The sequence below is a fragment of the Paenibacillus sp. FSL H3-0310 genome (genome assembly GCF_038002785.1).
Classification (GTDB): Bacteria; Bacillota; Bacilli; order Paenibacillales; family Paenibacillaceae; genus Paenibacillus_AQ; species Paenibacillus_AQ odorifer.
Genome location: NZ_JBBODC010000001.1, coordinates 3736058 through 3762857, shown reverse-complemented (window position 1 = coordinate 3762857; position 26800 = coordinate 3736058). Strand labels below are relative to the sequence as shown.

The 26800-nt window shown below is 43.6% G+C and carries 17 protein-coding genes; 13 read left to right on the top strand and 4 right to left on the bottom strand.

What is annotated here, in order from left to right:
• The first annotated feature begins 84 nt into the window (after positions 1 to 84).
• Positions 85 to 1107: an NADP-dependent oxidoreductase gene (locus tag MHH63_RS17070; protein WP_341171828.1), complete on the top strand. Its 1023-nt coding sequence runs from the start codon at positions 85 to 87 to the stop codon at positions 1105 to 1107.
• A 71-nt stretch (positions 1108 to 1178) separates the two neighbouring features.
• Here MHH63_RS17070 and MHH63_RS17065 read toward each other — a convergent pair whose 3' ends face one another.
• On the bottom strand, positions 1179 to 1988 hold the full coding sequence (locus MHH63_RS17065; protein WP_341031885.1) for a YheC/YheD family protein: 810 nt from the start codon (positions 1986 to 1988) through the stop codon (positions 1179 to 1181).
• A gap of 162 nt (positions 1989 to 2150) precedes the next feature.
• Here MHH63_RS17065 and sbnA point away from each other — a divergent pair, with 162 nt between their 5' ends.
• From sbnA to MHH63_RS17040, 5 genes are all read left to right on the top strand, one after another.
• Complete coding sequence (gene sbnA / locus MHH63_RS17060; RefSeq protein ID WP_341031883.1) at positions 2151 to 4358, top strand: 2,3-diaminopropionate biosynthesis protein SbnA; 2208 nt, start codon at positions 2151 to 2153, stop codon at positions 4356 to 4358.
• Between the two features lie 24 nt (positions 4359 to 4382).
• On the top strand, positions 4383 to 5348 hold the full coding sequence (locus MHH63_RS17055; protein ID WP_076129992.1) for a 2,3-diaminopropionate biosynthesis protein SbnB: 966 nt from the start codon (positions 4383 to 4385) through the stop codon (positions 5346 to 5348).
• A 201-nt stretch (positions 5349 to 5549) separates the two neighbouring features.
• The gene (locus tag MHH63_RS17050) at positions 5550 to 7529 is read left to right on the top strand and encodes a serine hydrolase domain-containing protein (RefSeq protein ID WP_341031882.1); all 1980 of its coding nucleotides are present in this window, start codon (positions 5550 to 5552) and stop codon (positions 7527 to 7529) included.
• A 59-nt stretch (positions 7530 to 7588) separates the two neighbouring features.
• A complete protein-coding gene (locus MHH63_RS17045; protein ID WP_076100805.1) occupies positions 7589 to 8266 on the top strand; it encodes a response regulator transcription factor in 678 nt (225 codons plus the stop codon).
• A complete protein-coding gene (locus MHH63_RS17040) occupies positions 8263 to 9615 on the top strand; it encodes a HAMP domain-containing sensor histidine kinase (RefSeq protein WP_076186489.1) in 1353 nt (450 codons plus the stop codon). Before MHH63_RS17045 ends, MHH63_RS17040 begins: the two co-directional genes overlap by 4 nt.
• Before the next feature lie 2 nt (positions 9616 to 9617).
• Here MHH63_RS17040 and MHH63_RS17035 read toward each other — a convergent pair whose 3' ends face one another.
• From MHH63_RS17035 to MHH63_RS17025, 3 genes are all read right to left on the bottom strand, one after another.
• Positions 9618 to 10253, bottom strand: a complete 636-nt coding sequence (locus MHH63_RS17035) for a TetR/AcrR family transcriptional regulator (RefSeq protein WP_341171827.1) — start codon at positions 10251 to 10253, stop codon at positions 9618 to 9620.
• Positions 10254 to 10299: 46 nt separating this feature from the next.
• A complete protein-coding gene (locus tag MHH63_RS17030) occupies positions 10300 to 11490 on the bottom strand; it encodes a pectin acetylesterase-family hydrolase (protein ID WP_341171826.1) in 1191 nt (396 codons plus the stop codon).
• Between the two features lie 167 nt (positions 11491 to 11657).
• Positions 11658 to 14804 (bottom strand): alpha-mannosidase, encoded by a 3147-nt coding sequence (locus tag MHH63_RS17025; protein WP_341171825.1) that lies wholly within the window; start codon positions 14802 to 14804, stop codon positions 11658 to 11660.
• 250 nt (positions 14805 to 15054) lie between these two features.
• Here MHH63_RS17025 and MHH63_RS17020 point away from each other — a divergent pair, with 250 nt between their 5' ends.
• From MHH63_RS17020 to MHH63_RS16990, 7 genes are all read left to right on the top strand, one after another.
• Entirely contained in the window at positions 15055 to 16893 is a 1839-nt protein-coding gene (locus MHH63_RS17020) for a cache domain-containing sensor histidine kinase (RefSeq protein ID WP_175617386.1), read from the top strand.
• Entirely contained in the window at positions 16868 to 18442 is a 1575-nt protein-coding gene (locus MHH63_RS17015) for a response regulator transcription factor (RefSeq protein WP_341171824.1), read from the top strand. The genes MHH63_RS17020 and MHH63_RS17015 overlap by 26 nt, the downstream gene beginning before the upstream one ends.
• 280 nt (positions 18443 to 18722) lie before the next feature.
• A complete protein-coding gene (locus MHH63_RS17010) occupies positions 18723 to 19652 on the top strand; it encodes an ABC transporter permease (RefSeq protein ID WP_076129998.1) in 930 nt (309 codons plus the stop codon).
• Between the two features lie 18 nt (positions 19653 to 19670).
• A complete protein-coding gene (locus MHH63_RS17005; protein WP_038569957.1) occupies positions 19671 to 20594 on the top strand; it encodes a carbohydrate ABC transporter permease in 924 nt (307 codons plus the stop codon).
• Positions 20595 to 20679: 85 nt separating this feature from the next.
• Positions 20680 to 22197 (top strand): ABC transporter substrate-binding protein, encoded by a 1518-nt coding sequence (locus tag MHH63_RS17000; protein ID WP_076129999.1) that lies wholly within the window; start codon positions 20680 to 20682, stop codon positions 22195 to 22197.
• A 121-nt stretch (positions 22198 to 22318) separates the two neighbouring features.
• On the top strand, positions 22319 to 23638 hold the full coding sequence (locus MHH63_RS16995; RefSeq protein WP_341144133.1) for a glycoside hydrolase family 125 protein: 1320 nt from the start codon (positions 22319 to 22321) through the stop codon (positions 23636 to 23638).
• Positions 23635 to 26787 (top strand): beta-galactosidase, encoded by a 3153-nt coding sequence (locus MHH63_RS16990; protein ID WP_341171823.1) that lies wholly within the window; start codon positions 23635 to 23637, stop codon positions 26785 to 26787. The genes MHH63_RS16995 and MHH63_RS16990 overlap by 4 nt, the downstream gene beginning before the upstream one ends.
• Positions 26788 to 26800 lie beyond the last annotated feature (13 nt).

Below are 26800 nucleotides of genomic sequence, written 5' to 3'. Positions count from 1 at the left end.
TTATAACTATTTGATAATCATGTACAGGGTTTGGTTAATAGTTATAGGTAGCAGCAAAAATAAATATTAATGGAGTAGTGATCTATGAATCAGTTGAAAAATAAACAGGTCCTGTTAATTTCACGTCCTGTAGGCATGCCAACCCAGCAAAATTTCGAGTTCAAAGATATTCCTGTAGTTGAAGCAAAAGAAGGACAAGTTGTTGTACGTACGTTGTATTTGTCAGTGGATCCTTATATGCGCGGAAGAATGAATGATTCTAAATCGTATATTCCTCCTTATCAGCTTAATGAAGTCATCGCTGGAGGACTTGTGGGAGAGATCGTAGAATCCAAATCGGAGCGATTCAAAGCTGGAGATAAAGTCATCGGTATGCTGGGCTGGCAGTTATATAATACTGTAGATGCTAAAGCAGTAACCAAAATCGATGATTCGATTGCACCTGTATCGGCTTACTTAAGTGTTCTAGGTTTAACAGGGCTCACTGCATATTTCGGTTTACTTGATATCGGGCAGCCGAAAGAAGGAGAGACTGTCGTAGTGTCTGGAGCAGCGGGTTCAGTGGGGATGTTTGTTGGACAGATTGCCAAAATCAAAGGCGCTCGTGTCGTTGGGATCGCAGGTAGCGATGATAAATGCGACTATTTGAAAAAAGAACTTGGCTTTGATGCAACCATTAATTATAAAACAACGGAAAATTTAGACCAGGCTTTGGAAGAAGCATGTCCAAATGGTGTGGATGTTTATTTTGACAACGTGGGTGGATCGATTTCAGATGCTGTGATGAGCTTGCTTAATGATTATGCACGTATTCCCCTATGTGGCGCTATTTCTTCCTATAATAGTACAGATGGAGATATGGGTCCACGTATTCAGAGCAGATTGATCAAAACCCGCTCCCTTATCAAAGGATTCGTTCTTAGTGATTACGCAGCCCGCCAGTCAGAAGGCCTTCAAGAGCTTGGAAAATGGCTAACAGAAGGTAAATTAAAATATGAAGAAACAGTTGTTGAAGGATTCGACAATGTGGTTGAAGCATTCCTGCAATTGTTCCAAGGTGCGAACCTCGGGAAGATGCTTGTTAAGGTGAGCGACTCCGAATTCTAAAACAACACAAACAGCTCTGGTAGAGATTTTTATATATCAGGGCTGTTTGTATTATTACCAATCAAATCCGTTCAGACCATACCCTGTTTGGACTTCATGCATTTAAGATTGTATGTGCGGCCATAGGCTTTTGCATATTTGACGATTCGCTCAATCATGCTGGTGTCATTCAGTTTGGTAAACGGGCACGGATCGGGGGCAGTATTTACTTCCAAGATCCATGGTTTAAGGCGTCGATCCAAAGCAATATCCACACCGATTTCCTGCAGGCCGGGATAGGCTGTGCTCAGCTGTCTGGCGGAGTTCACTCCGATTTGTTGCATGGACCGGATCAACGCGCTACTATTCTCTACGTTTGTGTAGGATTCTAATAATGCCTCTACCGGATAAATCGTTCCCCCTTGGCTCCCATTCGTAACCACTTTGCGAGGATGAGCTACGCGACCCGCAATGCCTGTAGCTTTCCACCCACCCTTAAGATTTCTTTGCACCATAACCCGGATATCAAATGGCCTTCCCTCATAAACCAAAAGCCAAATCCCTTTTTGCACCAAATAGGACTTTCCTTGGGTCTCGCTAGAGATTGCCCGATAAGCCATCTCGTAATCAGAAAATGTATGTTTATGCGTACCGGACTGATAGCTGTAGGCTGGTCGTTTTTTGGGGGAATGATCTTGCGATCTTTCAATCCGGATTACACCCTGTCCCAAAGATCCACAGCAGGGCTTAATGTACACCATTTTATGTTTTTGCAACATCTCATAGAGTACGTTTTTATTCATTTTTTTCGTTACCGGGATATACTTCCTTAGCTCTTGTTTTCTAAGCAGTACCCTTGTTTTCGTCAGCTTATTGGATATCCGCCGTATTGGCTCCTTCATTTTGTTCCTCCGTTCTATATATCTATAGGCTATATTACGGGAATACGCAGTTTTTGCTTGGGCAAACACAGAATAATAGAACACATGCAAAGAATTCTACATATGAATATTGGAGGCATTTATTAAACTTGGGCTGCAGCATGCGGTCAACGGGAGGCGGCTATGATGCTGCTCGGGAAATTGCAGAATAAGGTGCAAGAAGTAATGGACGAATACCCTTGGTACAAGGGGCTGATTGATGGGGAGAAAACGAATTATAACCTGCAGAACTTACCTCTTATGTCTTCGAAAATACTTGAAACCTTCTATTATAACCAACCCATCGATCCTTCTTGGACTGTTTATAGGACGTCTGGTACAAGCTCAGGCCGTAGAAAAGCAATCCTTTACTCTGAGGAAGATGACAAACACTATGTGGATATTAAAACGAAGCTATTCGGCGAGCTTATTGCGGGAAGCGGATGTAACAGAGCGTTGGCGGATATGGGCACTGGACATGCAGCAAATACTGCGCTGGCCATTTTTGAAAGGTTAGGATTGGAGAAAAGTTCAATACCCTTTGAACTGCCAATCGAACAGCATATTGAACAGCTTAAAGCTTTTAAACCTGACTTGCTCTATACGATGCCGTCCATCCTTGACCATATCGTATATGCTGCCGGAAACCCGCGTGAATTCGGAATTCGCAAGATTATTTTGGTAGGGGAAATTGCTCCGCCTGAGTGGCAGCGGAATATGGCTGGCTTGTTTGGTATTGATCCTAGAGATATCATCGATACTTACGGCTCCATTGAAATCGGTACGATCGCTTATTACTCCCATGATCACGGCAGGTACATTTTTGCCGACGGAATTTTTGCGGAAGGAATCGGGGTTCAGGAGTTAGACGAAGAAGTAAGGCCGCTTCGAAACAATGAAAGTATTCTGGTGCTTACCTCAACTGTCCGCAAGATGCTGCCAGCTCTTCGTTTTGTTACTTATGACGTCGTAAGGGATTTTAGGCCTGTGATGATAGACGGCGTTGAACAACAAAGCTTTGAGTCCATTGTAAAAAGAGTGGGTCAAGAACTGAAGCACGGTGAGAAGATCAGCCTGTACGATATCGAACAGGTCGTATACCGTCATATTGAAGATGCAATCATTCGGGTCAAAGTAAAAAACAATGCGCTCTCTATTTATATCATGAGTAAATCTGTGAAGCCCTCTATTATTCCGGTAATCAAAGAGGAAATCAGGGAGTGTATTCCGGAAATCGGGATGATGATTCGCAACCATCTGCTTGATGATATTGAGATCATTATAGTAGCTAAAGGGGAGTCGCTGGCCAGCGGGCAGGTCAAGAACAAGAAGTTATATTATCAGAAGGACAAAGCTAAGGTGGACATAAATATCCAAGGCGGTATCTTGTCGACTATCGGAAAAACGCCATTAATCAAGCTGAATAATCTGTTCCAGAACAGTGAGTTCGAAGTCTACGCAAAAATGGAACTGCTAAATCCGGGAGGAAGTGCGAAAGACCGTCCAGCTCTGCGGATGATCCATGAGGCATGGAAGGAAGGGAAAATCGGGCCGGGAACTACTATTATTGAGTCAAGTTCGGGAAATATGGCGATTAGCTTGGCGATGATTTGCCAATATTTAGGGCTGCGGTTTATTAGCGTGGTTGATCCAAGAACCACCACAACAAATCTGCAGATTCTGAAAACATTAACTGCAAAAATTGACTTTGTTAGCGATCCCGACCCCGAGACCGGTGAATATCTGCCTGCTAGACTGAATCGAGTGCAGCGACTCTTGGAGGAAATACCGGGCAGCTACTGGCCGAATCAATATGCAAACGCAAATAACTATTTGTCCCACTACCATACGACCATGAAAGAAATCGTGACTGAGCTTGGCGAAGTAGATTATTTGTTTTGCAGCGTAAGTACATGCGGCACGATTCGAGGTCTCGCGGAATATGTAAGGGATCATGGTCTGAAGACTAAGATTGTTGCCGTCGATGCGGAGGGAAGTACTATTTTTGGTGGCAACAAAGAGAAACGGCGGTTCCCGGGACTGGGTGCTGGCATCGTACCCCCTTTCTGCAGAACGGATTTAATCGACCGTATCGTGCATGTCTCAGACTTGGATATCGTAAAAGGATGCCGAGCACTCGCTCAGAATGAATCGATTCTGGCCGGTGCATCCTCAGGGGCTAACCTTGCCGCTGTTAGGCGTATGGAGCAAGAATTGGCTCCAGGATCTGTCTGTGCGGTGATCCTGCATGACAAAGGGGAGCGTTACCTCGATACGGTATACTCTGACCCATGGATTCAGAATGAATTTGGGCAGGAGTTCTCGGCTGACGGTGGAGATGTCCTTGCTTAACGAACGGCAAAAGGAGGTTGTGGAATGCTGTATTTAAACGATCGGGACATCCGGGAGGTGGGGCTTGATTGGCCTTCTCTCGTGGAATCGATAGAAACTACGGTGCGCATACTTGATTCTGGAGATTACGCGCAGCCCGTAAAACCTTATCTAAGGTATAAAAATCCCCAAAATCGTATTATTGCAATGCCCGCATACGTAGGGGGGAACGTGAACGCAGCAGGGATCAAATGGATTTCCAGCTTCCCGGATAATATCCAGGTTGGTCTTCCCCGCGCGCATAGCATCATTGTCTTGAATGATCCCATTACGGGCGAGCCTATATCCGTCCTAAGCTCTCCGCTCCCCAGCATCGTAAGGACAGCTTCCATCAGTGGACTGATGATTGGCTACTTTTTGCAGGCACGTTCACTTGAACGGATTCATCTTGGCATTATCGGCTGGGGACCAATCGGGCAATATCATTTTCAAATGGTTATGGCATTGTACGGAGATCGAGTTGAACGTGTCCGCATTTTTGATATAAGGGAAGTAGATTTGTCAGACATCTCATCTATATATAAGAATAGGATAGAAGTGGAGGAGACGTGGGCGGACGTTTATCGAAAGTCCAATATCTTTATCACCTGTACCGTATCCAATCATAGATATATCGATATGCTTCCGGCGGAAGGTAGTCTTCTACTGAATATTTCACTGCGTGATTATAAGCCTGAGGCATTAGCTTCGGTGAAGGCCATAATCGTCGACGACTGGGATGAGGTGTGCCGCGAAAATACTGACATACAGCAGCTCCATCTGAAACATGGGTTAACTCGTGCCGATACCCGAATGATTACCGATGTCGTCTCGCGCCATTGCCTGAATGAACTCAGAGCAGATGAGCCGATTTTCTTTTGTCCGATGGGGATGGCGGTTTTTGATATCGCAACAGCGGTATACTTCGTGAAGAAGGCTAGAGAAAAAGGGATCGGGACTGAGCTACAGTAAGGTTGTAGGCATACGTTCGCTATGGGATTTTTTATAGATTTTTCTGATGTAACTAGACTATGATCCGTCACTTTTAAGGGTGGATTGCTGTCTAGTTTTTTTATTGTCTTGTTAACGTTCCATTCATAATACTCTGATAATCTCTATAAGTGTTAGGCGGATGATCATCCACCCCAATAAATGATGACTCGGAGGATAATAATGTTGACACCTATGAAAAAAAGGCTGATCGCTGGTCTGACCCTATTGGCTGTGATTAGTGCCGGCTTTGGCGCAAGCTTGGTATTTCCCGGGAAACGGGCCTCTGCTGAGAACCAAACGGGTCAAACCGGACTGCCGGCAGCGCAAATTGAAGCATTTGCCAATCTCGATGATACCTCGGGACTGACTAGCTTCGTTGATGGAATTATGGAAAAAGATATGAACCGGCTGCAAATTCCGGGAGGGGTTATCTCCATTGTAAAAGACGGCAAGATTATTTTGGCCAAAGGTTATGGCAGTTCCAATCTGGAAGAAGCGGCACCGGTTAATCCGACAACCAGCATGTTTCGAATCGCTTCAACAACAAAGCTGTTCACCTGGACAGCGGTGATGCAAATGGTCGAACAAGGTAAGATAGATCTGGACACTGATATTAACACCTACCTGAAATCATTGAAGATCCCTGCTACTTATCCTGAGCCGATCACGATGCGCCATTTGATGACACATACAGCGGGGTTTGAAGAGGGTGGAGTGGGTTATCAAATCACTACCGACCCTGCCAAATTGCCGGGATCAATCTCGGAAACACTCAATAAGCATATGCTGGCACGGGTAAGACCCCCCGGAGAGATGAGTTCTTATTCGAACTTCGGGGCTACTCTCGCGGGTCTGATTGTGGAGGAAGTCAGCGGTGTTCCTTACAATGACTATATACAAAAGTATATTTTCGATCCGCTCGACATGAAATATTCGACGGTGGTAGAGCCTTTGCCGGAGTCATTCATACTCATACCCAATCAAGTTGTAGGGTACACGAGTGAGAACGGTAGCTTTATTCCTGGCACACCTACCTTCGAGGGCGGCTTTCGTCCTGCCGGCTCGGGTACAGTATCAGCAGTAGACATGGCGCACTTTATGATTGCCCATCTGCAGAACGGGAAATATGGTGACCAGCAGATTCTTAGAACGGAGACTGCAGAACTAATGCATTCAACGGCGTACCAATTCGATAAACGTATGCCGGGAGTAGATCTGGGGTTCTCTGAGAAACGCATCAATGGTCTTAGACTAATCACTCATGGTGGTTCCGACCCTATGTTTAATACGGAGTTTTATCTTGTGCCTGCCAAGCATGTAGGTATCTTTGTTTCCTATAACGGCGGTCAGGGCGGTGATTCCGCGGCAGGCCTAGTCCATGCCTTTTTTGAGCGCTATTATCCCGATCCTGAAGCGAAGCAGCCTGAATTCTCCACTTCTGCAGAATCTGTTCAGAAATATGCGGGAACCTATCAATTCACACGCCGTAACCACAGTGATATTGATAAATTTTTCAATTTTTTTGCCCAGCTAAATGTTAAGGTAAAGGACAATAAGCTATCTTTGGGAAGTGGTAGTGAACAACAGTTGTATAGAGAAATCGCTCCGAATCTGTTCCAGCTCGAGGGAGGCACCGAACAAATCGGCTTCCGCACAAATGAGTCCGGTAAGGTTACACATATGCTCTTAGGTATGGCACCGGAAATGCCACTGGAGCGTACGCCACTCTTGAATCAGAATAAGTTTTGGCTTATCGTACTTGGCGGCTCGGGGTTGATTTTCATCACTGCATTGCTTGGACTAATCTTCTCAAGACGCAAGATCAAGGCGATGACGCCTCCGGAAAAGTGGGCCATCCGCTTATCTGCGGGAACTGCTGGGTGGGCGCTGCTATCTTTCGTTACGATATTTATGGTGGTTATGTCCATGGATACGATGCAGAAGTTCAGCGGTATCAGTCTTTCGCTTTCTCTCAGTTTAGTTATGCCAATCCTTTTGGTTGGACTGACTTTAGCTTTGCTAATCTCGGCTATACTGGTTTGGAAGAATAAATACTGGACAGCTTTCAAGCGTGTGCATTATACACTAGTGGCACTTTCGGCTGTAGTGATGACTCTGTTTTTCTACTATTGGAACCTGTTGGGTTGGCAGTTCGGATAACTTCGTTTCTTGTCAAGAATATATCATATATAATGTAAGCTTAAGAGAGGAGGACAATCGTGGCTACTATACTTATTGCTGATGATGATGATAACATCCGAAAGCTAATGTCTTTGTTTTTGCGAAAAGAAGGTTTTGACCTCAAAGAAGCCAGGGATGGTACCAAAGCGCTGTCCATTATAGAGAACTCGCGAGTCGATCTCGTCATCCTAGATATTATGATGCCAGGATTGGATGGTTGGGATCTGTGCAGAGAAATCAGGCGCTCTGATGCCAACATTCCCCTCCTCATGGTGACGGCTAAAGGAGAATCTGCACATAAAGTGAAAGGTTTTCAACTCGGCACGGATGACTATTTGACCAAACCGTTTGATCCGCTTGAACTGGTGATGCGAGTAAAAGCTTTGCTTAAACGCTCGCTGGTTGTTTCTTCCCAGTCTGTGCAGTTGGGCAATGTGGTGCTTAACCGCCGCACTTTCCAGGTTACGCGTGATGAAGAACCGGTAACGATTCCTTTGAAGGAATTTGAGCTACTGTTTCTGCTGGCTAGTCACCCTAGGCAAATCTTCACAAGAGAACAGTTGATTTCTCAAATCTGGGGATTGAACTATGAAGGAGACGGCCGGACTGTAGATGTGCATATAAGCCGGTTGAGGGAGAAATTCTGCGGTAACGACGAGCAATTTCAAATCGAAACGGCCCGCGGCCTAGGATACCGGCTGATCCCTGCGCTATGATCAAGACATTGTATGTACGCGTCGTTCTCACGTTTCTAGGCATCATTATCTTTAGTCTGATCTGTTCCTTTTTCATTGGTTTGTATGTCTTTCAGAAACAAATAAGTTACGAGGGACAGAATGAAATGATCACAGTGGGGAAGGAGATCATTCACCGTTATGATGACGCCAAGCCTGAGGATACAGACGAGTTCTTGAATAGTATGGTTAAGGTATCTGCATACCCTATCCACTTGTATAATCATTCCGGGGAATATACCTTTTATAGGCTCAAGGATAGTCCGGCCGTCACTATCACCCCCGAGGCTGTGAAACAAGTGCTGCAAGGAAAACTCTATCGTTCCTCCGCGAAAGATAAGGATACCTTTATCGGGATGCCCTTTATGTTTAACGGGGAGTGGCAAGCAATGTTCTTGCAGTATTCTGCCGAGAACGAAAATATCGTCAATCGGATGCTGCTCTTTGTGCTTTTACTCGTGCTTTTACTGGGTAGTCTATGCATTCTTATTGCCGCCAGATATTTGGTGGAGCCGATCAAAGCTTTGACGAATGCGACAAGAAGGCTGGCCAAGGGTGATTTCGAGGTAGAGCTTAAAGTAAACCGAGTAGACGAAATAGGGGAACTGACACAAAGCTATGTGGAGATGGCCGGGGAGCTGAAGCAGCTGGAACAGATGAGGCAGGATTTCGTATCCAACGTTTCTCATGAAATTCAGACACCGCTTACGTCTATTTCCGGCTTTGCCAAGGCATTGCAGAACAATGATCTAATCGTGGAAGAGGAACGTTCTGAATATCTTGATATCATCATTGCAGAGAGTGAACGTCTGTCGAGGTTAAGTGATAATTTGCTGAAGCTCGCTTCCCTGGATTCTGAACATCATCCCTTTAATGCAGGTTCCTTCAATCTTGACGAGCAGATTAGAACCATCGTTGTGACCTGTGAGCCACAATGGTCAGCCAAAGGCATCGTTATCGATCTTGAGCTGCCGGAAACTGTCAAAATTAAGGGTGATGAAGATCAGCTGAAGCAAGTATGGATGAATTTGCTGAGCAACAGCATCAAGTTCACACCTGAAGGCGGGAACATCCGCATTAGTATAGATGACAGTGCAGCAGATGTATCGGTCACCATCAGTGATAACGGGATCGGGATTTCCCCGGAAGAGTTCAACGCCGTATTCCAAAGATTTTATAAAATAGACAAGTCACGGAATGGAAACAACAATGGCAATGGCTTGGGACTTGCAATCGTTAAAAAAATTGTCTCCCTGCATCAGGGAAACATAGAAGTGGACGGTGCGGTTGGAGCGGGAACGACGATTATCGTCAGGTTGCCCCATAAGTGAAATTAAGGGTTTGTCTGATTCTTGGATTGCCGTACGCCAAACATAATGAAATCCTTGAATTGCCGGTCCATAACCCGATCTTCCTCCGTAACCACACCCCCCCGCTGATGAGTAATAATGACGGCTTTTTGTAAATACATGAAATACAGGTGGGTGGACTTGTGCAGAATGTCCAGCCACTTATTTTTTTCCTCCGGAGCGACTGATATGGACTCAAGGAGAATTAACCGTGAATACCAGCCTTCTATAGCCTGCTTAAAGTCAGGAAGTTCCGCGGGATTTTTGGAAAGCGTGCTGTAGTAAACTCCAAAAATGGCATCATAGTAGATCAGGGCTTCCTGCTGATCTCTTAATGCCAGATATTTATCGAGAATGTTCTCCAATGACTGTACAGGGTGTTCAAAATCAAAATCAAACAGCAGTTGTCCAAACATCCGCTCCAGATTAAGGACATAGATTTGAGCGGCTAACTCTTCCTTGTCTTTATAATGATGATACAAAGTACGCCGGGAGATGCCGGCTTGTTCCGCAATCTGTGCCATATCCGTGCGCTCAATACCTTGAGCACAGAATAAGCTAAGCGCTGTATCCTTAATGATCTCCCTTGTCATTTGCATTTGCTTTTCCCGCAAATTCATTGATTTTCTCTCCTGTCTTGTTGCAACTCTTCCGCTGCTTCTAGCACTATTTCTGAGCTGGCTTCGAATTCATGAGGAATTTGCTGCCCACTGAATAGGGGTTCTGCCGGTTGATCGCATCACCTAACCAATTCAGAAGCTTCACACCATCCTGTTCAGCCTGAAAGAAGGTCTCTCTGGTGGCAAAAGTGTGCGGAGTTGTACCCATCTTAGCGTTCAGTCCATAGTCGGTGAGATAGTAATAATAATTAGGTAAAGTGGCTGCCAAAGAAGAAACAGATTGCCGCATTTCCTGTGACCACTCATTAATGATGCTTTGATCTCTTGGCCCCTTGTAATCGTTGATATTGTTCTGAAAGTGGATTAGAATCTCGTCAAATACCGAGTAGGATTGCAATATTATCGCATTCGCAGGAAGTAGATGGCCGTTCGCTTTAAAAGCTGCCCCGATGATATCCGCTTCAGGGGCATATCCGAAGTTCTTCACGAAGTCTGCCTGCCATTCCTGCTTCACAACATTTGGCCACTTGTCTGATTTCAAGAAGGAACTGTCTGAATATTGGAAAATCTCGGAGTTCTTGTAATGAGAGGCGATCTTGGGAGCCCAAAAAGCGGACCCGAAGCCACCGGCACTTTCGCCAGCAATCAGTAGTTTGCCGGGTTTATCCACGTTGGCATATATCCAATCGAGGCTGCTTCGCACATTATTGCTGCCGTTATAACGCATAGTAAAGGGGCTGCCGTCATCTTTTTTATATTCAACTGTGCGGTTGCCGATATGGAAGTCACCGGTTGAATAGGGAAGGTAGACCACATTCCAGCCATGAAAAGGATTGGCAGGGTTATCCGTATCCATCATGCCTCTCAGCAATGTCAACATATAGAAGGGGATGTTCTGGAAATAGTTGCCTGTATCTCCACCTTTAATAAAGTTCATAAGCTTGATGGGGTGTGCGGCACTTTGGGCATCCCAGCTGGCTCCGCCACCGGAAAAAAAGATGATCCAGTTATTATTTTCACCCTTTTTATTCCACAAAAAATACTCTGATCCATCACTTGATATGACATTTCCGTCTAGCGTGACTTTATTCCACTTGTAAGGCTTCACTTCCGCAATTACAGGGGTGGTAGTCGCCGGTCTTTTGATTACAAAAGCGCTGATTGCAAACATGGCAATCAAAACAAGGCTGAATAATCCAATACCTGTGAATATTGTGATTTTCCTCATTTTTCTCATATCCATCTCTCCCTTACTCGGAGTATACGTCAAGATCACTCATTACACAAGGTGTATACCTAAAATCATAAAACAATCGTGAGAAAATATATAAAGAGGTGTCCTCGCAGCCTTTGATCCATGGCTACAGGGACACCCCGATTTTTGTATGTTACTTTATTTGTATGTTACTTTATTAATTTTGCTGCTTCAATTTCAAATGTTTTTAGTTCGTAAGGTTCAAGTATAAAAGTAATGACAGGTTCAGTGTGGACTTCCCCTTCAGGACGCTCCATTAGATTACACTCTTGCCACGAAATAATATTCAAGTCGCTAGTCATATCAATTTGCTGACGGCTTCCGGAATAGTCGTGCACACGTACGATTAATTTTTGACCATCCTCAGACTTCTTGATCGCAGAAACCATAACCGTCTGAGTAGAAAGGCGAATAAGCGACTTGGATGCTCCTTCTGCTTGCCCCATGGTGCTCCGTAGAGGGTTGTTGACGGACCAAGCTTGACGGACGGTGTCACCCTGTAGCCAATCCCCAGTATGAGGCAGGATAGAGTAGGTGAAAGTATGTTCACCTTGATCCGCTTCAGGGTCAGGGTGCGTTGCCGATTTGATTAAGGATAGACGCATCACATTATCCTTGATGTCATAACCGTATTTGCAGTCGTTCAGCAAGCTAACGCCATAACCACGATCTGATAAATCTGCCCACTGATGCCCCACAGTCTCGAATCTAGCATAATCCCAGCTAGTGTTCCAATGTGTTGGACGCGTAACATTACCGAACTGGATATCATAAGTGGCTTCGGTAGCTCGTATTGCAACAGGGAAAGCTACTTTCATTAGCTGTTGTCGCTCATGCCAGTCTACCTTTGTCACGAAATCGATACGACGATGGTGTGCATGTAAGATCATTTGCTGCTTAATCGTGGAATCCATATAACTCCATGTGAATTGTACAACACATCGCAGTGAACCCTTTTCTATGACTTCAATGCTACGGCAGTCGATTACTTCGCGCATTTTTTGTTGATAGTAGATGTCAATATCCCACGCTTCATGGGCCAGGGGTTTATCTTCAAAGACTTGGAACACGTTACCGTGACTTCCGTTTGCTAATACTTGTCTTTGTTCATTTATATCATAGACGGATACTAATTGACCTTGTTCGTTCCATTCAATTTCGAAGTGAGGCGTTGAGATTCCTGATTCATTTAGCTTGAATGGAGCGCTTAGTGACTTAGAATTCACATCTTCTACGAAGGAGATCGTTGTGTATCCAAGAGAAGGAATGTTAGATACTTCAACGATCCAGCGGTCACCTTCACGCTGAGCTTGTAGTTGTTTTCCTTCTGAGCTTATCCAATGTCCTGTTTCCATCCCGGCTTCAACAGTAATTTCTACGAGTTCTGTCAGCTCCCAAGCAGCATTGTTCCAGATCGTATATTTACCGGCTTCATTTCCGCTCACAAGTGCCTTACTGGATTGCTCCCAGACAGACTGACCTATTGCTTCTGCTTGTGCATATTCAATAGTACTGTCTTCATATACTTCACGAATCGAAGAGCCCGGAATAATATCATGGAATTGGTTGCGCAAAATAATTCTCCAGCCCTCGTCTAACTCGGTCTGACGATAGTTCGACCAGTCACCTGTCATCACACTTTGCAGTGTATTTAGCCATTCCGCCTCACGGTATAGCAGCTCAAGCTTACGGTTCATCCGCTTATTGTAGGCTTGGCTTGTGTAGGTGCCGCGGTGATATTCTAAGTAAAGCTCGCCATCCCATACATGGACATAACGATCTGTATTTGCAACAGTTTCTTGCAGGGTACGGAAGTAGTCTCCCGCTGTTCCTGTTTCAATCTTCGGCAGACCGGGAAGATCGTTTAGCCGACGGCGCATCTCTAGCATTTCACGGTTCACACCCCCGCCACCATCGCCATATCCGTAAGAAAGTAACAGATTGCGATTCACTTCTTTATCCCGGTAAGTATCCCAAATTCCTTTCACAGTCTTAGGAATAATCCGGCCATTATAAGTGTAGAACCAAGAATCTTCTTCGGACCAAGGCTCAGGCGTTGTAATAAAGTGTGTTAACACCTCTGTGCCATCAATCCCACGCCATTGAAAGGTATCATGTGGCATCCGGTTATATTGATTCCAGCTAATTTTTGTGGTCATGAAGGTATTAATTCCTGATTTTTTTAGAATTTGTGGCAAGGACCAGCTGTAGCCAAATACGTCCGGCAGCCATAAATAGTCACATTCAACCCCAAATTCATTACGTAAGAAGCGAGTTCCATAGAGTAATTGACGGACTAGAGACTCCCCTGAGGTCAAGTTGCAATCTGCCTCAAGCCACATGCCGCCGCCAGCTTCCCAGCGTCCTTCAGCTACACGTTCACGAATATTTTCATAGATTTCTGGATAGTCATTTTTGATATATTCATAGAGTTGCGGCTGAGTCTGTAAAAAGGTATAGTCCGGGAACATTTCCATCAGACGTAGTACGGTTGAGAAGGAACGCGCACATTTCTCACGGGTGTGTTTCAATTGCCACAACCAAGCCACATCAATATGGGTATGGCCAATACAGGTAACTGTGACGGGTGAGGATTTCTCCATTTTGTTAATTTCATCACGCAAATAATTGCGGGCTTCCCCGATCGAAGCGTAGAAGTTGTCTGAACCTGGACGAGACCAGTCGATCAGAAGAAAGGAGCGGTCTACTGTACTCATAAGTTGTGTATATTCTGGAGTTTTGGCATCGAGTACGTTCAGCGTCTCAACTACAGCAAGCGCGGTAAAATAGAAATCATCCGTTGCTTCATCCAGCCAACAAATTTCAGCCATGCGAATGCCATGTGTCTGATCTTTTTTAGGGCCGCCACCTTCGAGTCCCGACCATAACCGGAAGGTCAGTGGAAGCTGAGTGCCTGCCGTTTCATTTGGCAAGAACACTTCGGTATGATTGGAATCTACACCTTGATAGGGTTTGCCGTTGAAAAAGAATAAAGATTCAAATCCGGAGTTGTTTCCAGCACCCGTCTCGCCAAAATCAAATCGACCCAGTACTTTACGGCCTGCCCAAGTAGCGGGTACGTCTATATTTGTCGTTAGCCATAAATACAAATCGCGGCCTTTCCAGGTATCGCCAACTCGTAGCTTAGACCATTCTCCATCCACGGGCGGTACGGCTGCAATTTCACCTTGTTCGTCAATCATTGAGTTGAAAAAAGGAATGTGTATACGATCCCTGTAACGATATTCGGAAATTTCGTTTAGTTGGGAGTTGAGTTTGCGTTTGGTTAGAAACATGAGTAATAGCCCCTCCAATATGTTGATGGGGGACGAGGAAATTAAGATCTATTTGGGTTATTATAGGTTTGTTTGGGGGGTAGAAATCAACTATAGACGATTTTGTGTGAGTTGTAAACTCTCGGTGGAGAGAAAAGTTGGAGCGCTAGAATATATAAATAAAAAAATGCATGCGCTTCCATTGCAGAAAAAGAAGTGTGATGTTAAGCTTCTAATCCTAAAGGTGATATTCAGAAAGAAGGTGGCTTTGTTGAATGTAAAGAAATTTTATCAAAACCATTTGCAGAAAAAACTGTTCAATAAAATTTTAGCTATATACTCTTCGATCATTATAATTACGTTAATTGCCTCATCCATTACCGTATATAAATACTATGAACAGACGATCACTCGCCAACATGTAGATGCCAATCGGGAGGTGCTGGATTATGTAAGTTTGTATATGAATCAGCAGTACGAAAGCATCCAAGTGGCTATCCAGCAAATTTATAGCGATGCCTCTGTCAGTGAGGATTTGTCCTACTTTTTGCAAAATGATTATGGGGATTATCTTAAATACCGTTTAGATCAATATGCAGACATAGGGAGCTCCGTTCCTCATACGTTCGATACTTATTTCAAAACCTATTTGAATCAGAAAAACGGGATTTATGACGTTATTTTATACAGTACAGAGAAAGAATTTTATTATTTATATAAAAATAATACCCGACAATTCTACTTGAGCGACATGGACGGTTCTAAGCAAAAGTTATCCTTACCGAAGAATGGCTGGGTCTCGCATGAAACCAAATTAGTGCTTAAGGAAATAAGAGAAGACAATAACAATTTGTATACAATGACTAGGGAAATTAAAGATCCGATTACACTGAAAACGATCGGGATGCTCATAGTAGATTTTGACGCAGAACTTATTTCAAAATGGCTTGGCACAAAAGTTGCAGAAAATAATGGTCAATTGTTGGTCTTAACCCCAAGCGGTGACGTTATATATGATTCATTGGGAAGGTATATGGGACAGCGATATCCACATCTCGATGCGCTTCATGCGGATGGCTGGACAACACTGGATGGGATCTCCAAGGTTAACTTAAATACAACGAATAGCTCAGGTCTCATTATGGCAGGGATCATTCAGAAGTCACAGGTCAACAACGAAATGAAAACGGTTCGAACTTGGATTATCGGGATTACCACAGCGCTTATTATTACTGCAATGTCTTTTACATACGGAATTATTTTACGTTTTTCTAAAAAAGTGAAGATCATTATCAAATCTATGAAGCGCTTACAGGAAGGTGATTTAAGCACACGTATTCACCTAAATCGAGAAGATGAATTGCAGCTAATTGCCAACAACTTTAACTATATGTGTGAAAGGTTAGAACTCTATATTAATAAAGTGTACATTTCGGAGCTTACGCAGAAAAATGCAGAGCTAGTTGCACTTCAATCGCAGATTAATCCACACTTTTTATATAACACACTTGAGGCGATTAGGATGCGGGCAATTACGCAAGGAGCGAAGGATGTAGGTCAGATGATTTACATTTTATCGACATTATTTCGAACGATGATTAAGAAAAGCATGGTCGTTACAATATCTGATGAGATTGAATACTGCAATTTGTATCTGGAGCTGTTTCAGATTAGACATAAAGATAGGCTCCAAATCATATCACAAATAAGTCCAGTTGCCATGAATTGTTCTATCGTTAAATTGCTCATCCAACCGGTCATTGAAAATTATATTGTTCACGGATTTAGACCTGACCGTTTTGGCAATCTCATCCGTATTGAAGTTACTGAATCTGGCGGGGAAATTCAAATTGCTATAAGTGATAACGGGAATGGAATTACTGCCAGCAAGCTGACAGAGCTACAGCAAATGCTTCAAGTCAGTATGAGAATGGATGAACCTCCTTCTTCGGTAGGCCTATGTAATGTGAATGAACGAATTAAACTTTATTATGGGACTGAATATGGATTAACGATCGCTAGTGAAGTAAATAAAGGAACAATAGTCATCATGAATATACCAGTAGTAAGGGAGAGTACTAATAATGCACAATATACTTATCGTGGATGATGAACCTCTTATTCTTGAAGGATTACGTTCAGTGATTGAATGGGAAAAATATGGATTGAGAATCGCGGGACAAGCGTCTAATGGGGAAGAAGCTTTAGAATTTCTACGCAATCATAATGAAGGGATCGACATATTAATTACTGACATTACGATGCCAAAACTTACGGGACTTGAACTGATTCAGCTAATAAAGGTTTTTGATTCAAAAATGAGGTTTATAATCTTGAGCGGGTATGAGCAATTTGAGTATTTAAAAGCTGGAATGAGTCTAGGCATTGAAAATTATATTCTCAAACCCATTAATATACATGAGTTGGAATCAACCATTGAACAAATTGTTGAAGTGCTGAATCAAGAGGATGTTGAACAATTTCATGCTAAAGATGATTGGCAAGTTCTACGCAATAATATTCTAAACCGCTGGGTAACTGGCAATATAGGCCGGCAGGAGCTACAGCACCGTTCAAAAGTCTTAAATATCTCACTGGACTGTTCATTTTTTACGGTGGCTGCGATTCGGCTTATCACCGAACAGGATGACGATGAGGGCCAGGATAAACTCCATAGGAATCAGCTTATGGATGAATGTTATCGTATCGCTGTGAAATCATTAGAGCAACTTGGAACCGTTATTGTATTTATAGATATGGAAGGTGATCTTGTTCTTATTATTGCTGAGCGGGCTGAAGCTGAGAACAAAGAAGAGCTTTATTGTGTACTGGAGCAAGTGCAATGTGAGATTATGCATGAGTTAGAAAAGTCTGTCTGGATAACGATAGGAAGTAAGGAGCATGCTTTTCAGGAAGTCCCAAATAGTTATAAAAAGGCGAAGAGTTTATATGTTGATCATCTTATGCTACCGGGTTACCCGATTATAGATGTGGAACAACTATCAAAGATGGTTCTGCATGAGGAGAAGCTCGAAATTGATTATGAGGAATTCACCAAATTATTATTATCTGGAGACCGGGAGGCTACGAACCAATTTATCGCAGAAACGTTCGAAAAGCTGTTTGGCTGTGGCATGATTACCCGCATTGATAATTACAACGTAGCGATTGAGTTAATGTTGATTGCTAAGAAAATGGAGAAAAACTCTAATTTTAGTGCCGTGTTTAATCCATTGCTGCGCATACATACTATTGAGCAATTGGTGCACCATGTGCAGGAAAGTGTGAAAGAAACACTGGACCAATTATCATTAGTAAATGATGAGCTCAGTCCGAATATGAGATATATGGTTGATCAAGTAAGCAAACACTATAGAGAAGAGCTATCCCTGAAAACGCTCAGTCAGCGTATGGAAATGCATCCTAATTATTTGGGCCAGCTATTTCAGAAGGAAATGGGCCGTAGTTTCTCTGATTATGTTAATCAATTTCGAATTGAAAAGGCAAGACAATTGCTGCTTCAAACTACGTTACTAACCAACGAAATTGCAGCTGAAGTAGGATATCCGGATCCAGCATATTTCTATCGCCAGTTTAAAAAATCAGTAGGTGTATCGCCGACAGAGCTTCGGAATATGTACAAAAAAGCAAAATCCTAAAATAAAGGAAATGTTCCTGAGTATCACGTTCAAGTACGGGCTTCATGGACGTTGATAACGAGAATGTTTCCTTTTTTTTGCTCAAATTTAAGGGGAAATAGACTTTTTAAATGTCCCTTCTGCTGTGGATCTTTAATTTTTACATCTGATTCTGGAGTTTTTCAACTTTATGAAACCGCTTTTATAGCGCAGAATTAAGGGTAGTTAAAGGGGCGAGGGAAAAAGATCGAAGGGATATATAGGGGTTGTTTGGGGATAGAGAGAAGGGGGATGTGGAATAATGCCTGCATTTTTCAAAAGTTTAATTAAGGATAAAGTACTCTGGTTTATGGTATTACCAGGGACATTATGGTTCCTGATCTTTTGCTACTTACCGATGTTTGGAACAGTAATTGCATTCAAGGATTTCAAGATTCATCGGGATGGATTCTTTGCAAGCGTTTTAAACAGTAAGTGGGTTGGCCTTGAAAATTTCAACTTTTTGTTCTCGACGGAGGACGCCTATATCATTACAAGAAATACGATTCTTTATAACTTGGCGTTGATCTCTCTCGGTTTAGTTCTTGCGGTGGGTATTGCGATCACCTTAAATGAACTTGTGAACAAACGGATGGCTAAAGTTTATCAAACGGCGATGTTTATGCCTTACTTCCTTTCTTGGGTCATTATTAGTTTCTTTACCTTCAGCTTTCTGAGTGTAGATAAAGGAATATTGAATCAAGTGGTTGTTTACTTCGGAGGCGATCCTATTTCCTGGTATGGGGATACTCGCTTTTGGCCATATATCCTAATTTTCATGGGGATTTGGAAATCAATTGGTTATTCAAGTGTTGTTTACTTAGCGGCTATAGCGGGTATCGACAAGTCCTACTATGAAGCAGCTATGATTGATGGGGCCAGCAAATGGCAGCAGATTAAGTTTATTACACTTCCTTTGCTTAAACCTTTAATGGTAACGCTAACGATTTTAGCGATTGGTGGTATTTTTAGATCGGACTTCGGTTTATTCTATCAAATCCCTCGGGATTCAGGTGTTCTATACTCCGTAACGAATGTTATCGATACTTATATTTATCGCAGCATGAGTACGACAGGTAATCTAGGGATGAGTACAGCAGCGGGTCTATATCAATCGATTGTTGGATTTATCATGGTGCTTGTAACGAATTCTATTGTGAAAAAGATCAGCAAAGAGAATGCGATATTCTAGAAAGGAGTTAGTGACGTTATGGCAGTATTCAAACGTAAGCCAAAAGAAATCGACAACAACGCCATTACTCCTTTATGGAATGTGGTACTCAATATTATAATTGGCATCTTCGCTTTTACTTGTGTGTTTCCGTTCTTGTTTGTCATAGCCATTTCTTTTACAGATGAGAAAGTACTTGCTCTAAATGGATTTAGCTTGTTACCCGAAAAATATAGTTTAGCAGCTTATCAGTTTGTTTTTAACACAGGTGATCAATTGCTTCGTTCCTTTGGTGTTACTTTGATGGTTACTGTACTAGGTACGCTCATTAGTTTATTTCTAATAACAACTTATGCGTATGTTCTCTCTCGAAGATCATTTCGCTATCGTAATTATTTCAGCTTCTTCGCCTTCTTCACGATGTTATTCTCAGGCGGAATGGTTCCCAACTATATCGTGGCTACGCAGTTTTTACATTTGTACAACACGATATGGGCTTTGATATTGCCCATCGCGATGAATGCATTCTTTATTCTAGTAATGCGGACCTTCTTCCAGACTAGCGTACCTGATGCACTCATTGAGGCTGCCAAAATTGATGGGTCTGGTGAGTTTCGGACCTTCCTGCAAATTGTACTTCCAATCTCTTTACCGGGGATTGCAACGATTGGATTGTTCTGTACGCTGGGCTATTGGAATGATTGGTTTAATGCCCTGCTGTATATAGATGATGCGAGTCTTGTTCCACTCCAAGCGATGCTGATGCGAATTCAGAATAATATGGAGTTTGTCATTCAGAACAGTATGCAGATGGGATCAAGCTTTGAGATTGCTGCAACCTTGCCAACAGAAACCGTCCGTATGGCGATGGTTGTACTGGCGACCTTGCCTATAGCACTAGCGTATCCGTTCTTCCAAAAGTATTTTGTACAAGGCTTAACCGTGGGCTCTTTAAAGGAGTAACACTACTAAGATGTATTTATTCGAATCGCTAGGACAGGAATCGATATAAATAAAGCGTTTATTAATCTAAAGGGGGAAAATAGAAATGAAAATGAAAAAAGGCTTAACACTCGCTCTTGCAGGGACAATGCTTTTTTCTGGCCTTCTAGCTGGATGTGGTTCGAATAATAATACAAATGCTGCTAAAGAAACAAACAATTCAGCGGCAGCAGGGAATTCAGCAGGGAACACATCAGAATTAAAGCCATATGAGTTGAAGATGTATTTAATTGGTGGACCTCAAAAGGATTTAGATCTTGTCTTAAAAGAAGTTAATAAATATACCCAAGAAAAAATTAACGCGACGTTGAACATTACGATGTTCGATTGGGGCGATTACGATAAGAAGATGCAAGTCATCACCGCTTCCGGTGAGCCTTATGATATTGCCTTTACCTCTTCTTGGACAAATGACTTCCGTCGTAACGCTGCTAATGGGACGTTCTTGGGTCTGAATGATCTGCTAGATAAGTATGGTAAGGAAACGAAAGAAGTTTTGGACCCTCGTTTCTTAGAAGGAACTAAGATTAAAGGTGAGATCTATGGTGTTCCTGTAAATAAGGAGCTTGGACAGCAATGGGTATGGCGCTTCAATAAGAAATATGTTGATAAATATAACATGGACATTTCCAATATCCGTACATTGGATGATCTAGAGCCACTTCTTAAAACGATTAAAGAGAACGAGCCGGCTGATATTACACCTCTAGCTGTTCCTAAAGGCTTTAAACCATTCATGCCATTTGACTATGTACTAGGTGATGAGCTACCTATCGGGGTCTATATGGATTCCACAGATGGCAAGGTTGTTAATATTCTGGAGACACCTGAACTTGCAACATCGTTAGATACGATGCGTAGACTTTACACAGCAGGTTACTTACGCCCAGACGTTGCGACACTTGAAGGTATTGATAACATTAAGACCGGTAAATGGTTTGCCGATCGCGAAATCACACAGCCTTATGCAGAAAAAGGTTGGTCTCGTTCAGCAGGTTATGAAATTGTAACTTCGCCTATGCATGAGCCTTATGTATATACACAGTCCGCCGCAGGTTCGATGCACGCGATTTCCGTAACCTCAGGTGATCCTGAGCGCGCGATGATGTTCTTGAATCTTTTGAATACAGATAAGTACTTACGCAATTTGCTCAACTATGGTATTGAAGGCACTCATTATAAGAAAATCTCCGACAATGTCATTGAAGATCTGCCAGCTATGCAAGATAGCTATGCAATGCCAGGCTTCACACTTGGGAACATGTTACTGACTTATCTGCATGCTGATGACCCTGCTGATAAATGGGATGCTTTCAAGAAGTTTAATGATTCTTCAAAAGAAGCCCCTACCTTCGGTTTTGCATTTGATCCTACACCTGTAAAAACAGAAGTAGCGGCTATCAACAACGTAACTAAAGAATTTATGCCAGCGCTATACACAGGTTCTGTTGATCCTAAAACATATCTGCCAAAAGCAGCGAAGAAATTTAAAGAAGCTGGACTTGATAAAGTCATTGCAGAAGTTCAAAAGCAACTTGATGAGTGGAACCAGACAAAGAAATAAGCTATGAACGTAACACGCCTAAGATTAATCACTAAAGGTAACACAAATAGGATTAGTGGAGACGGGCAGCTATGCTGCCCGTCTCTCTATCTATCCCCATTTATTATGAAGGAGTGAGAATATGGAACAATTCCGACTTCCCACCATCTCTATGCCGAAGCTGCCGCTTCCTCAAGCGGTTCAAGAAGTATTGAACGAAGCAGAGGAGAAGTTAGCTCATCGGCCGAAGCTGTTGCAGCTTTTTAAGAACTGTTTTCCCAATACGCTTGAGACAACGACTAAGCTTATGGATGATGGGACAACGTTTGTAATTACAGGAGATATCCCAGCTTCTTGGTTGCGAGACTCTGTGGAGCAGGTTATGCACTACGTGCCCTTTGCTAAAAACGATCCCGATCTTCAGCGGATTATTGGCGGGTTAATTAAACGTCATATCGAGTATATTCATATCGATCCGTACGCCAATGCGTTTAATGAGACAGCGAATGATTGGCATTGGAGCACTAGCGATATTACGGAAATGTCCCCCTGGGTGTGGGAGCGTAAATTCGAGATCGATTCTCTTTGTTTTTCCATGCGTCTGGCTTATGCCTATTGGAAAGAAACCGGAAAGGCTGATATATTCGACGCCGGATTTAAGGCAGCAATGTTCAAAATATTCAACCTGTTCAAAACTGAACAGCGCCATAGTGAATTATCTCCATACCGCTTTACGCGTAACAATGGGATTCCTGAAGATACACTGCGTAATAACGGTCTAGGTATGCCTGTTAATTACACGGGTATGGTCTGGTCCGGATTCCGCTCGAGTGATGATGCATGCGACTTTCATTACAACATCCCGGGGAATATGTTCGCTGTTGTTGCATTACGTCATATGCAGGAATTCGCTGAATGGGTATTCCGTGATCTAGAATTTCTGGAACAGCTTAAAGCATTAGAAGCTGAGATTGATCACGGAATTCAATTGTATGGTATTTATCGTCATCCGAAGTTCGGTCCAATCTACGCCTACGAGACCGATGGTTATGGCAACTACTGCTTGATGGATGATGCGGGAACACCAGGACTCCTGTCGATTCCTTATCTCGGCTATGTAACCGCAGAGGATCAAATTTATCAGAATACGAGACGATTTGCTCTGAGCAAGGAGAATCCTTTTTATTTTGAAGGAACCGCAGCGAAGGGAATCGGCAGTCCGCATACTCCCAAAGACTACATCTGGCATATGGCATTATCGATGCAAGGTTTGACGGCATCAACTAAGGAAGAAAAGCTGGAGATGCTTGAGATGTTAGAAGCTACAGATGCGGATACTGGCTTTATGCATGAGGGATTCCATGTTGATGATCCGAATACGTTCACTAGAAAATGGTTCGCCTGGTCCAATAGTCTGTTCTCCCAACTTGTCTATAAAACGATGAAGGAAGGACTACTATGACCAGCCCGAGCAGACCTGTCATCATATTTTATGATTCTGATTTTCCAATTTCCAGTCCCATTCCTAGCGATGCGATTACATCTATGAGTGAGTTCGGATCTATTGTAAATGAGAATCTGCTTGCACAAACGCTTCGGGAAACGGAAGGCGGCTGTTTCATCAATCTGCATGCCCCTTATTTCCCGAAAGCGGCCTGGATTGCCATTCTTGAATACCTGCAAAGAGGTGGCGGGCTGATTAGCATTGGAGGCGCACCCTTCAAACAACCTGTTCGTTGGGAAAATGGCCGATGGCATGTCGAAGCGGAGCAGACTTCCTATCATCAGGAGCTGTATATTCATGAGGCACTTCGTGTTGAATGCTCACGCAACCATTCATTGCTTGCCTTGGATGTCATTCCTCTGCTTAAGGGTCAAGAATCTCTTTTTCTAACGAGTGCGGACACATGGAACCTCGTGCCACATACGACAAAGACGAGTGATTTACCACATCAAATGGGCTCGGCAGGTCCGATGAGCACACGGATTTACCCGCTCTTAAAGGGAATTACGTCCGAGGGTCGAGAAACCGCTGCCCCAGTGGTTCTTTGGGAGAATACGATTGGTTTATATGCAGGTTCACGCTGGCTGTTCGTAAATACACCTGCAACAGCTTCTTTTTGGGAGCAAAAAGGTCCTTCCGCGATATCCAATTGGGCGCGTTTCTGCAGCAAGGGTGTTACGGAAATGTGGGTTAAGCCCAATTACGCGTCTTATGAATCAGGAGAACGTGCTTCCCTAACCCTTCAGATTCAGCAGCTTGAACGAGTGAGACCTTCTATGCGAAATGAAGATACATGGAATTTCACAATTCATGTAGAGCATGAATCAGATACCTCTTTGAAGTGGTCTCAGAGTTTGGAAATGAAGGCGAATGCAGAACTAAACATGGTGCGTCTGCCTATTCCTTTGGAGATAAGTAGGGGCCTCTACCAGATTGTCTGTGAAGCAGAAGCCAGTGATGGTGAGGTTCGCATTCTGCGCCAAGGGTTCTGGGGTCATGCTCCTGAGCTGCTGGCAGCAGGCCATCCGGTAACGAGCGGCAGAGATTATTTTATAAAAGATGGGCGTCCGCTACCAGTGGTCGGCATGACTTATATGGCGAGTGATGTGGCGCGAAAATTTCTTTTTCTGCCGAACGTCGGAGTTTGGGATCGTGATATGGGCCAGATGCGGAAGGCCGGGATTAACTGGATCCGTACAGGGATCTGGACAGCTTATCGCAATGTGATGCAAGACGATGGACATGTCTCGGAAGAAGTATTGCGGGCGATCGACGCCTTCATCATGACGGCGAAAAAGCATGATCTTCAAGTCACCTTTACTTTCTTTTCCTTCACCCCGGAAACTTGGGGAGGGGTGAATCCTTATCTGGACCCACAAAGTGTGGAGGCTCAGAAGCGGTTCATTCGGTCTATTGTATCTCGTCATAAAGATTCTTCGAATGTAGACTGGGATCTTATTAATGAACCGTCGATGTTTGATCCGGACCGTATTTTCTCGGACGGCCCGAGTTCATGCCATGATCGCTTTGAGCGACAAGCTTTTAGGGAATGGCTACAAGAAAGACATGGTGTAATCGAAGTGCTGCAGGAACGCTGGAATATGACGCCCGCACAGCTTCCGGACTTTGCTTCGGCAGGGCTGCCTGAAGCAAAAGAGATGAACTTCGACGTACAAGATATGCACAGTGCTAAGAGGGGGACACGCTGGTTGGATTATTGTTTGTTCTCTATGGAAATGCATAACCGTTGGGTGAAGCAATTATACGATACCATTAAGGAGCAATGTCCAGCTCAGATGGTTACGGTTGGCCAGGATGAGGGACTAGGAGCGCAGCGTCCTTCGCCGTTTTTCTATGAGGAGGCGGTAGATTACACTACTGTGCACTCCTGGTGGTTTAACGACTATTTGATATGGGATGGCATTTTTGCCAAAACCCCCAATAAGCCAAACCTAATTCAGGAGACAGGCGTCATGTATGTAGAAACTCCAGATGGCCGAGCCAAACGTTCAGAACAAGAGCTGCGGAATTTGCTGGAACGGAAGTATGCTTACGCTTTTGGAACGGCAGGTGCGGGAGCTATTCACTGGATCTGGAATACGAATTTCTATATGGATAATGCGAATGAGTCCCATATCGGAGCGCTGAGAGCGGATGGAACCGAGAAGCCTGAGGCAGACGTATCTTATGATTTCGGGAAGTTTATAGAAGGTATCCGTGATATATTTGGTAATCGGAAATTGGAAGAGATTGCGGTGGTGTTCCCTTATTCGAATGATTTCTCTAATCGAAAGTTGGCTTTTGCGGCTACAACAGAGCTTACCCGCATTCTGTCTTATGAGCTCAAGATGTCTTTTCGGGGGGCTTCTGAATACCACCTAGATGATTTGGAGAAGAACCCTGCGAAGCTGATTATACTGCCAAGCGCGCATAACTTCGCTGATGCAGCGATGGAACGGTTGTTACATATCGTTGAAGAGACAGGAGCGGTATTGCTTGCCACTGGACCGTTAAGCATTGATGCCTACTGGCGTTCTTCGGATCGGTTGAGTGATATTCTTGGCAAACGTGAATTGCGTAATGTGCGCCGCGAAGAAGTGCTTATGCTTCAAGGTCAAGTACTGCCTGTCTCTTTCGGCCACCGCCGGATAGCTGAGGTGACGAAGGAAACGATCATTCAAAAAAATGGTGGGAGTTCTACTATAGACACTGTCGTGAACCTTCCGCTGGGCAAGGGTCGACTCCTATGGAGTCCACTGCCAGTTGAATTGAGTGAGCGTAGGGATACTACGGCTGCACTTTACCGCTACGCGGTTAATGCTGCTTTTGTGGAACGTGATTTTGAATGGATTAGTGGTGGGGACTTAGCGGGTATCTACGGACGAAAACTGAGCTTTGCTACGGGTGCACTTTTTACCTTCGTGTCGGAATATGCCCAAGATGCAAAGATCGAGGTGAAGGATTCAGCCACTGGCCGAACTTATTCGTTCGTGTTGGAACAGGAACGTTCTGTTCTTTTTGCCACGGATAGTAAAGGAGATTTGCTTGGTGTTTATCGCCCGCAGGAAGTCGAGATCCATGTGAATTATCCACATTTTCTACATTAAGCATCTTAGTAGA

Coding starts and splice junctions, on each gene's coding strand:
- MHH63_RS17010 (WP_076129998.1), top strand. CDS start 18,723: ATGCCTGCATTTTTCAAAAGTTTAATTAAGGATAAAGTACTCTGGTTT.
- MHH63_RS17070 (WP_341171828.1), top strand. CDS start 85: ATGAATCAGTTGAAAAATAAACAGGTCCTGTTAATTTCACGTCCTGTA.
- sbnA (WP_341031883.1), top strand. CDS start 2,151: ATGATGCTGCTCGGGAAATTGCAGAATAAGGTGCAAGAAGTAATGGAC.
- MHH63_RS17035 (WP_341171827.1), bottom strand. CDS start 10,253: ATGAATTTGCGGGAAAAGCAAATGCAAATGACAAGGGAGATCATTAAG.
- MHH63_RS17015 (WP_341171824.1), top strand. CDS start 16,868: ATGCACAATATACTTATCGTGGATGATGAACCTCTTATTCTTGAAGGA.
- MHH63_RS17005 (WP_038569957.1), top strand. CDS start 19,671: ATGGCAGTATTCAAACGTAAGCCAAAAGAAATCGACAACAACGCCATT.
- MHH63_RS17065 (WP_341031885.1), bottom strand. CDS start 1,988: ATGAAGGAGCCAATACGGCGGATATCCAATAAGCTGACGAAAACAAGG.
- MHH63_RS17025 (WP_341171825.1), bottom strand. CDS start 14,804: ATGTTTCTAACCAAACGCAAACTCAACTCCCAACTAAACGAAATTTCC.
- MHH63_RS17040 (WP_076186489.1), top strand. CDS start 8,263: ATGATCAAGACATTGTATGTACGCGTCGTTCTCACGTTTCTAGGCATC.
- MHH63_RS17050 (WP_341031882.1), top strand. CDS start 5,550: ATGTTGACACCTATGAAAAAAAGGCTGATCGCTGGTCTGACCCTATTG.
- MHH63_RS16995 (WP_341144133.1), top strand. CDS start 22,319: ATGGAACAATTCCGACTTCCCACCATCTCTATGCCGAAGCTGCCGCTT.
- MHH63_RS16990 (WP_341171823.1), top strand. CDS start 23,635: ATGACCAGCCCGAGCAGACCTGTCATCATATTTTATGATTCTGATTTT.
- MHH63_RS17055 (WP_076129992.1), top strand. CDS start 4,383: ATGCTGTATTTAAACGATCGGGACATCCGGGAGGTGGGGCTTGATTGG.
- MHH63_RS17030 (WP_341171826.1), bottom strand. CDS start 11,490: ATGAGAAAAATGAGGAAAATCACAATATTCACAGGTATTGGATTATTC.
- MHH63_RS17000 (WP_076129999.1), top strand. CDS start 20,680: ATGAAAATGAAAAAAGGCTTAACACTCGCTCTTGCAGGGACAATGCTT.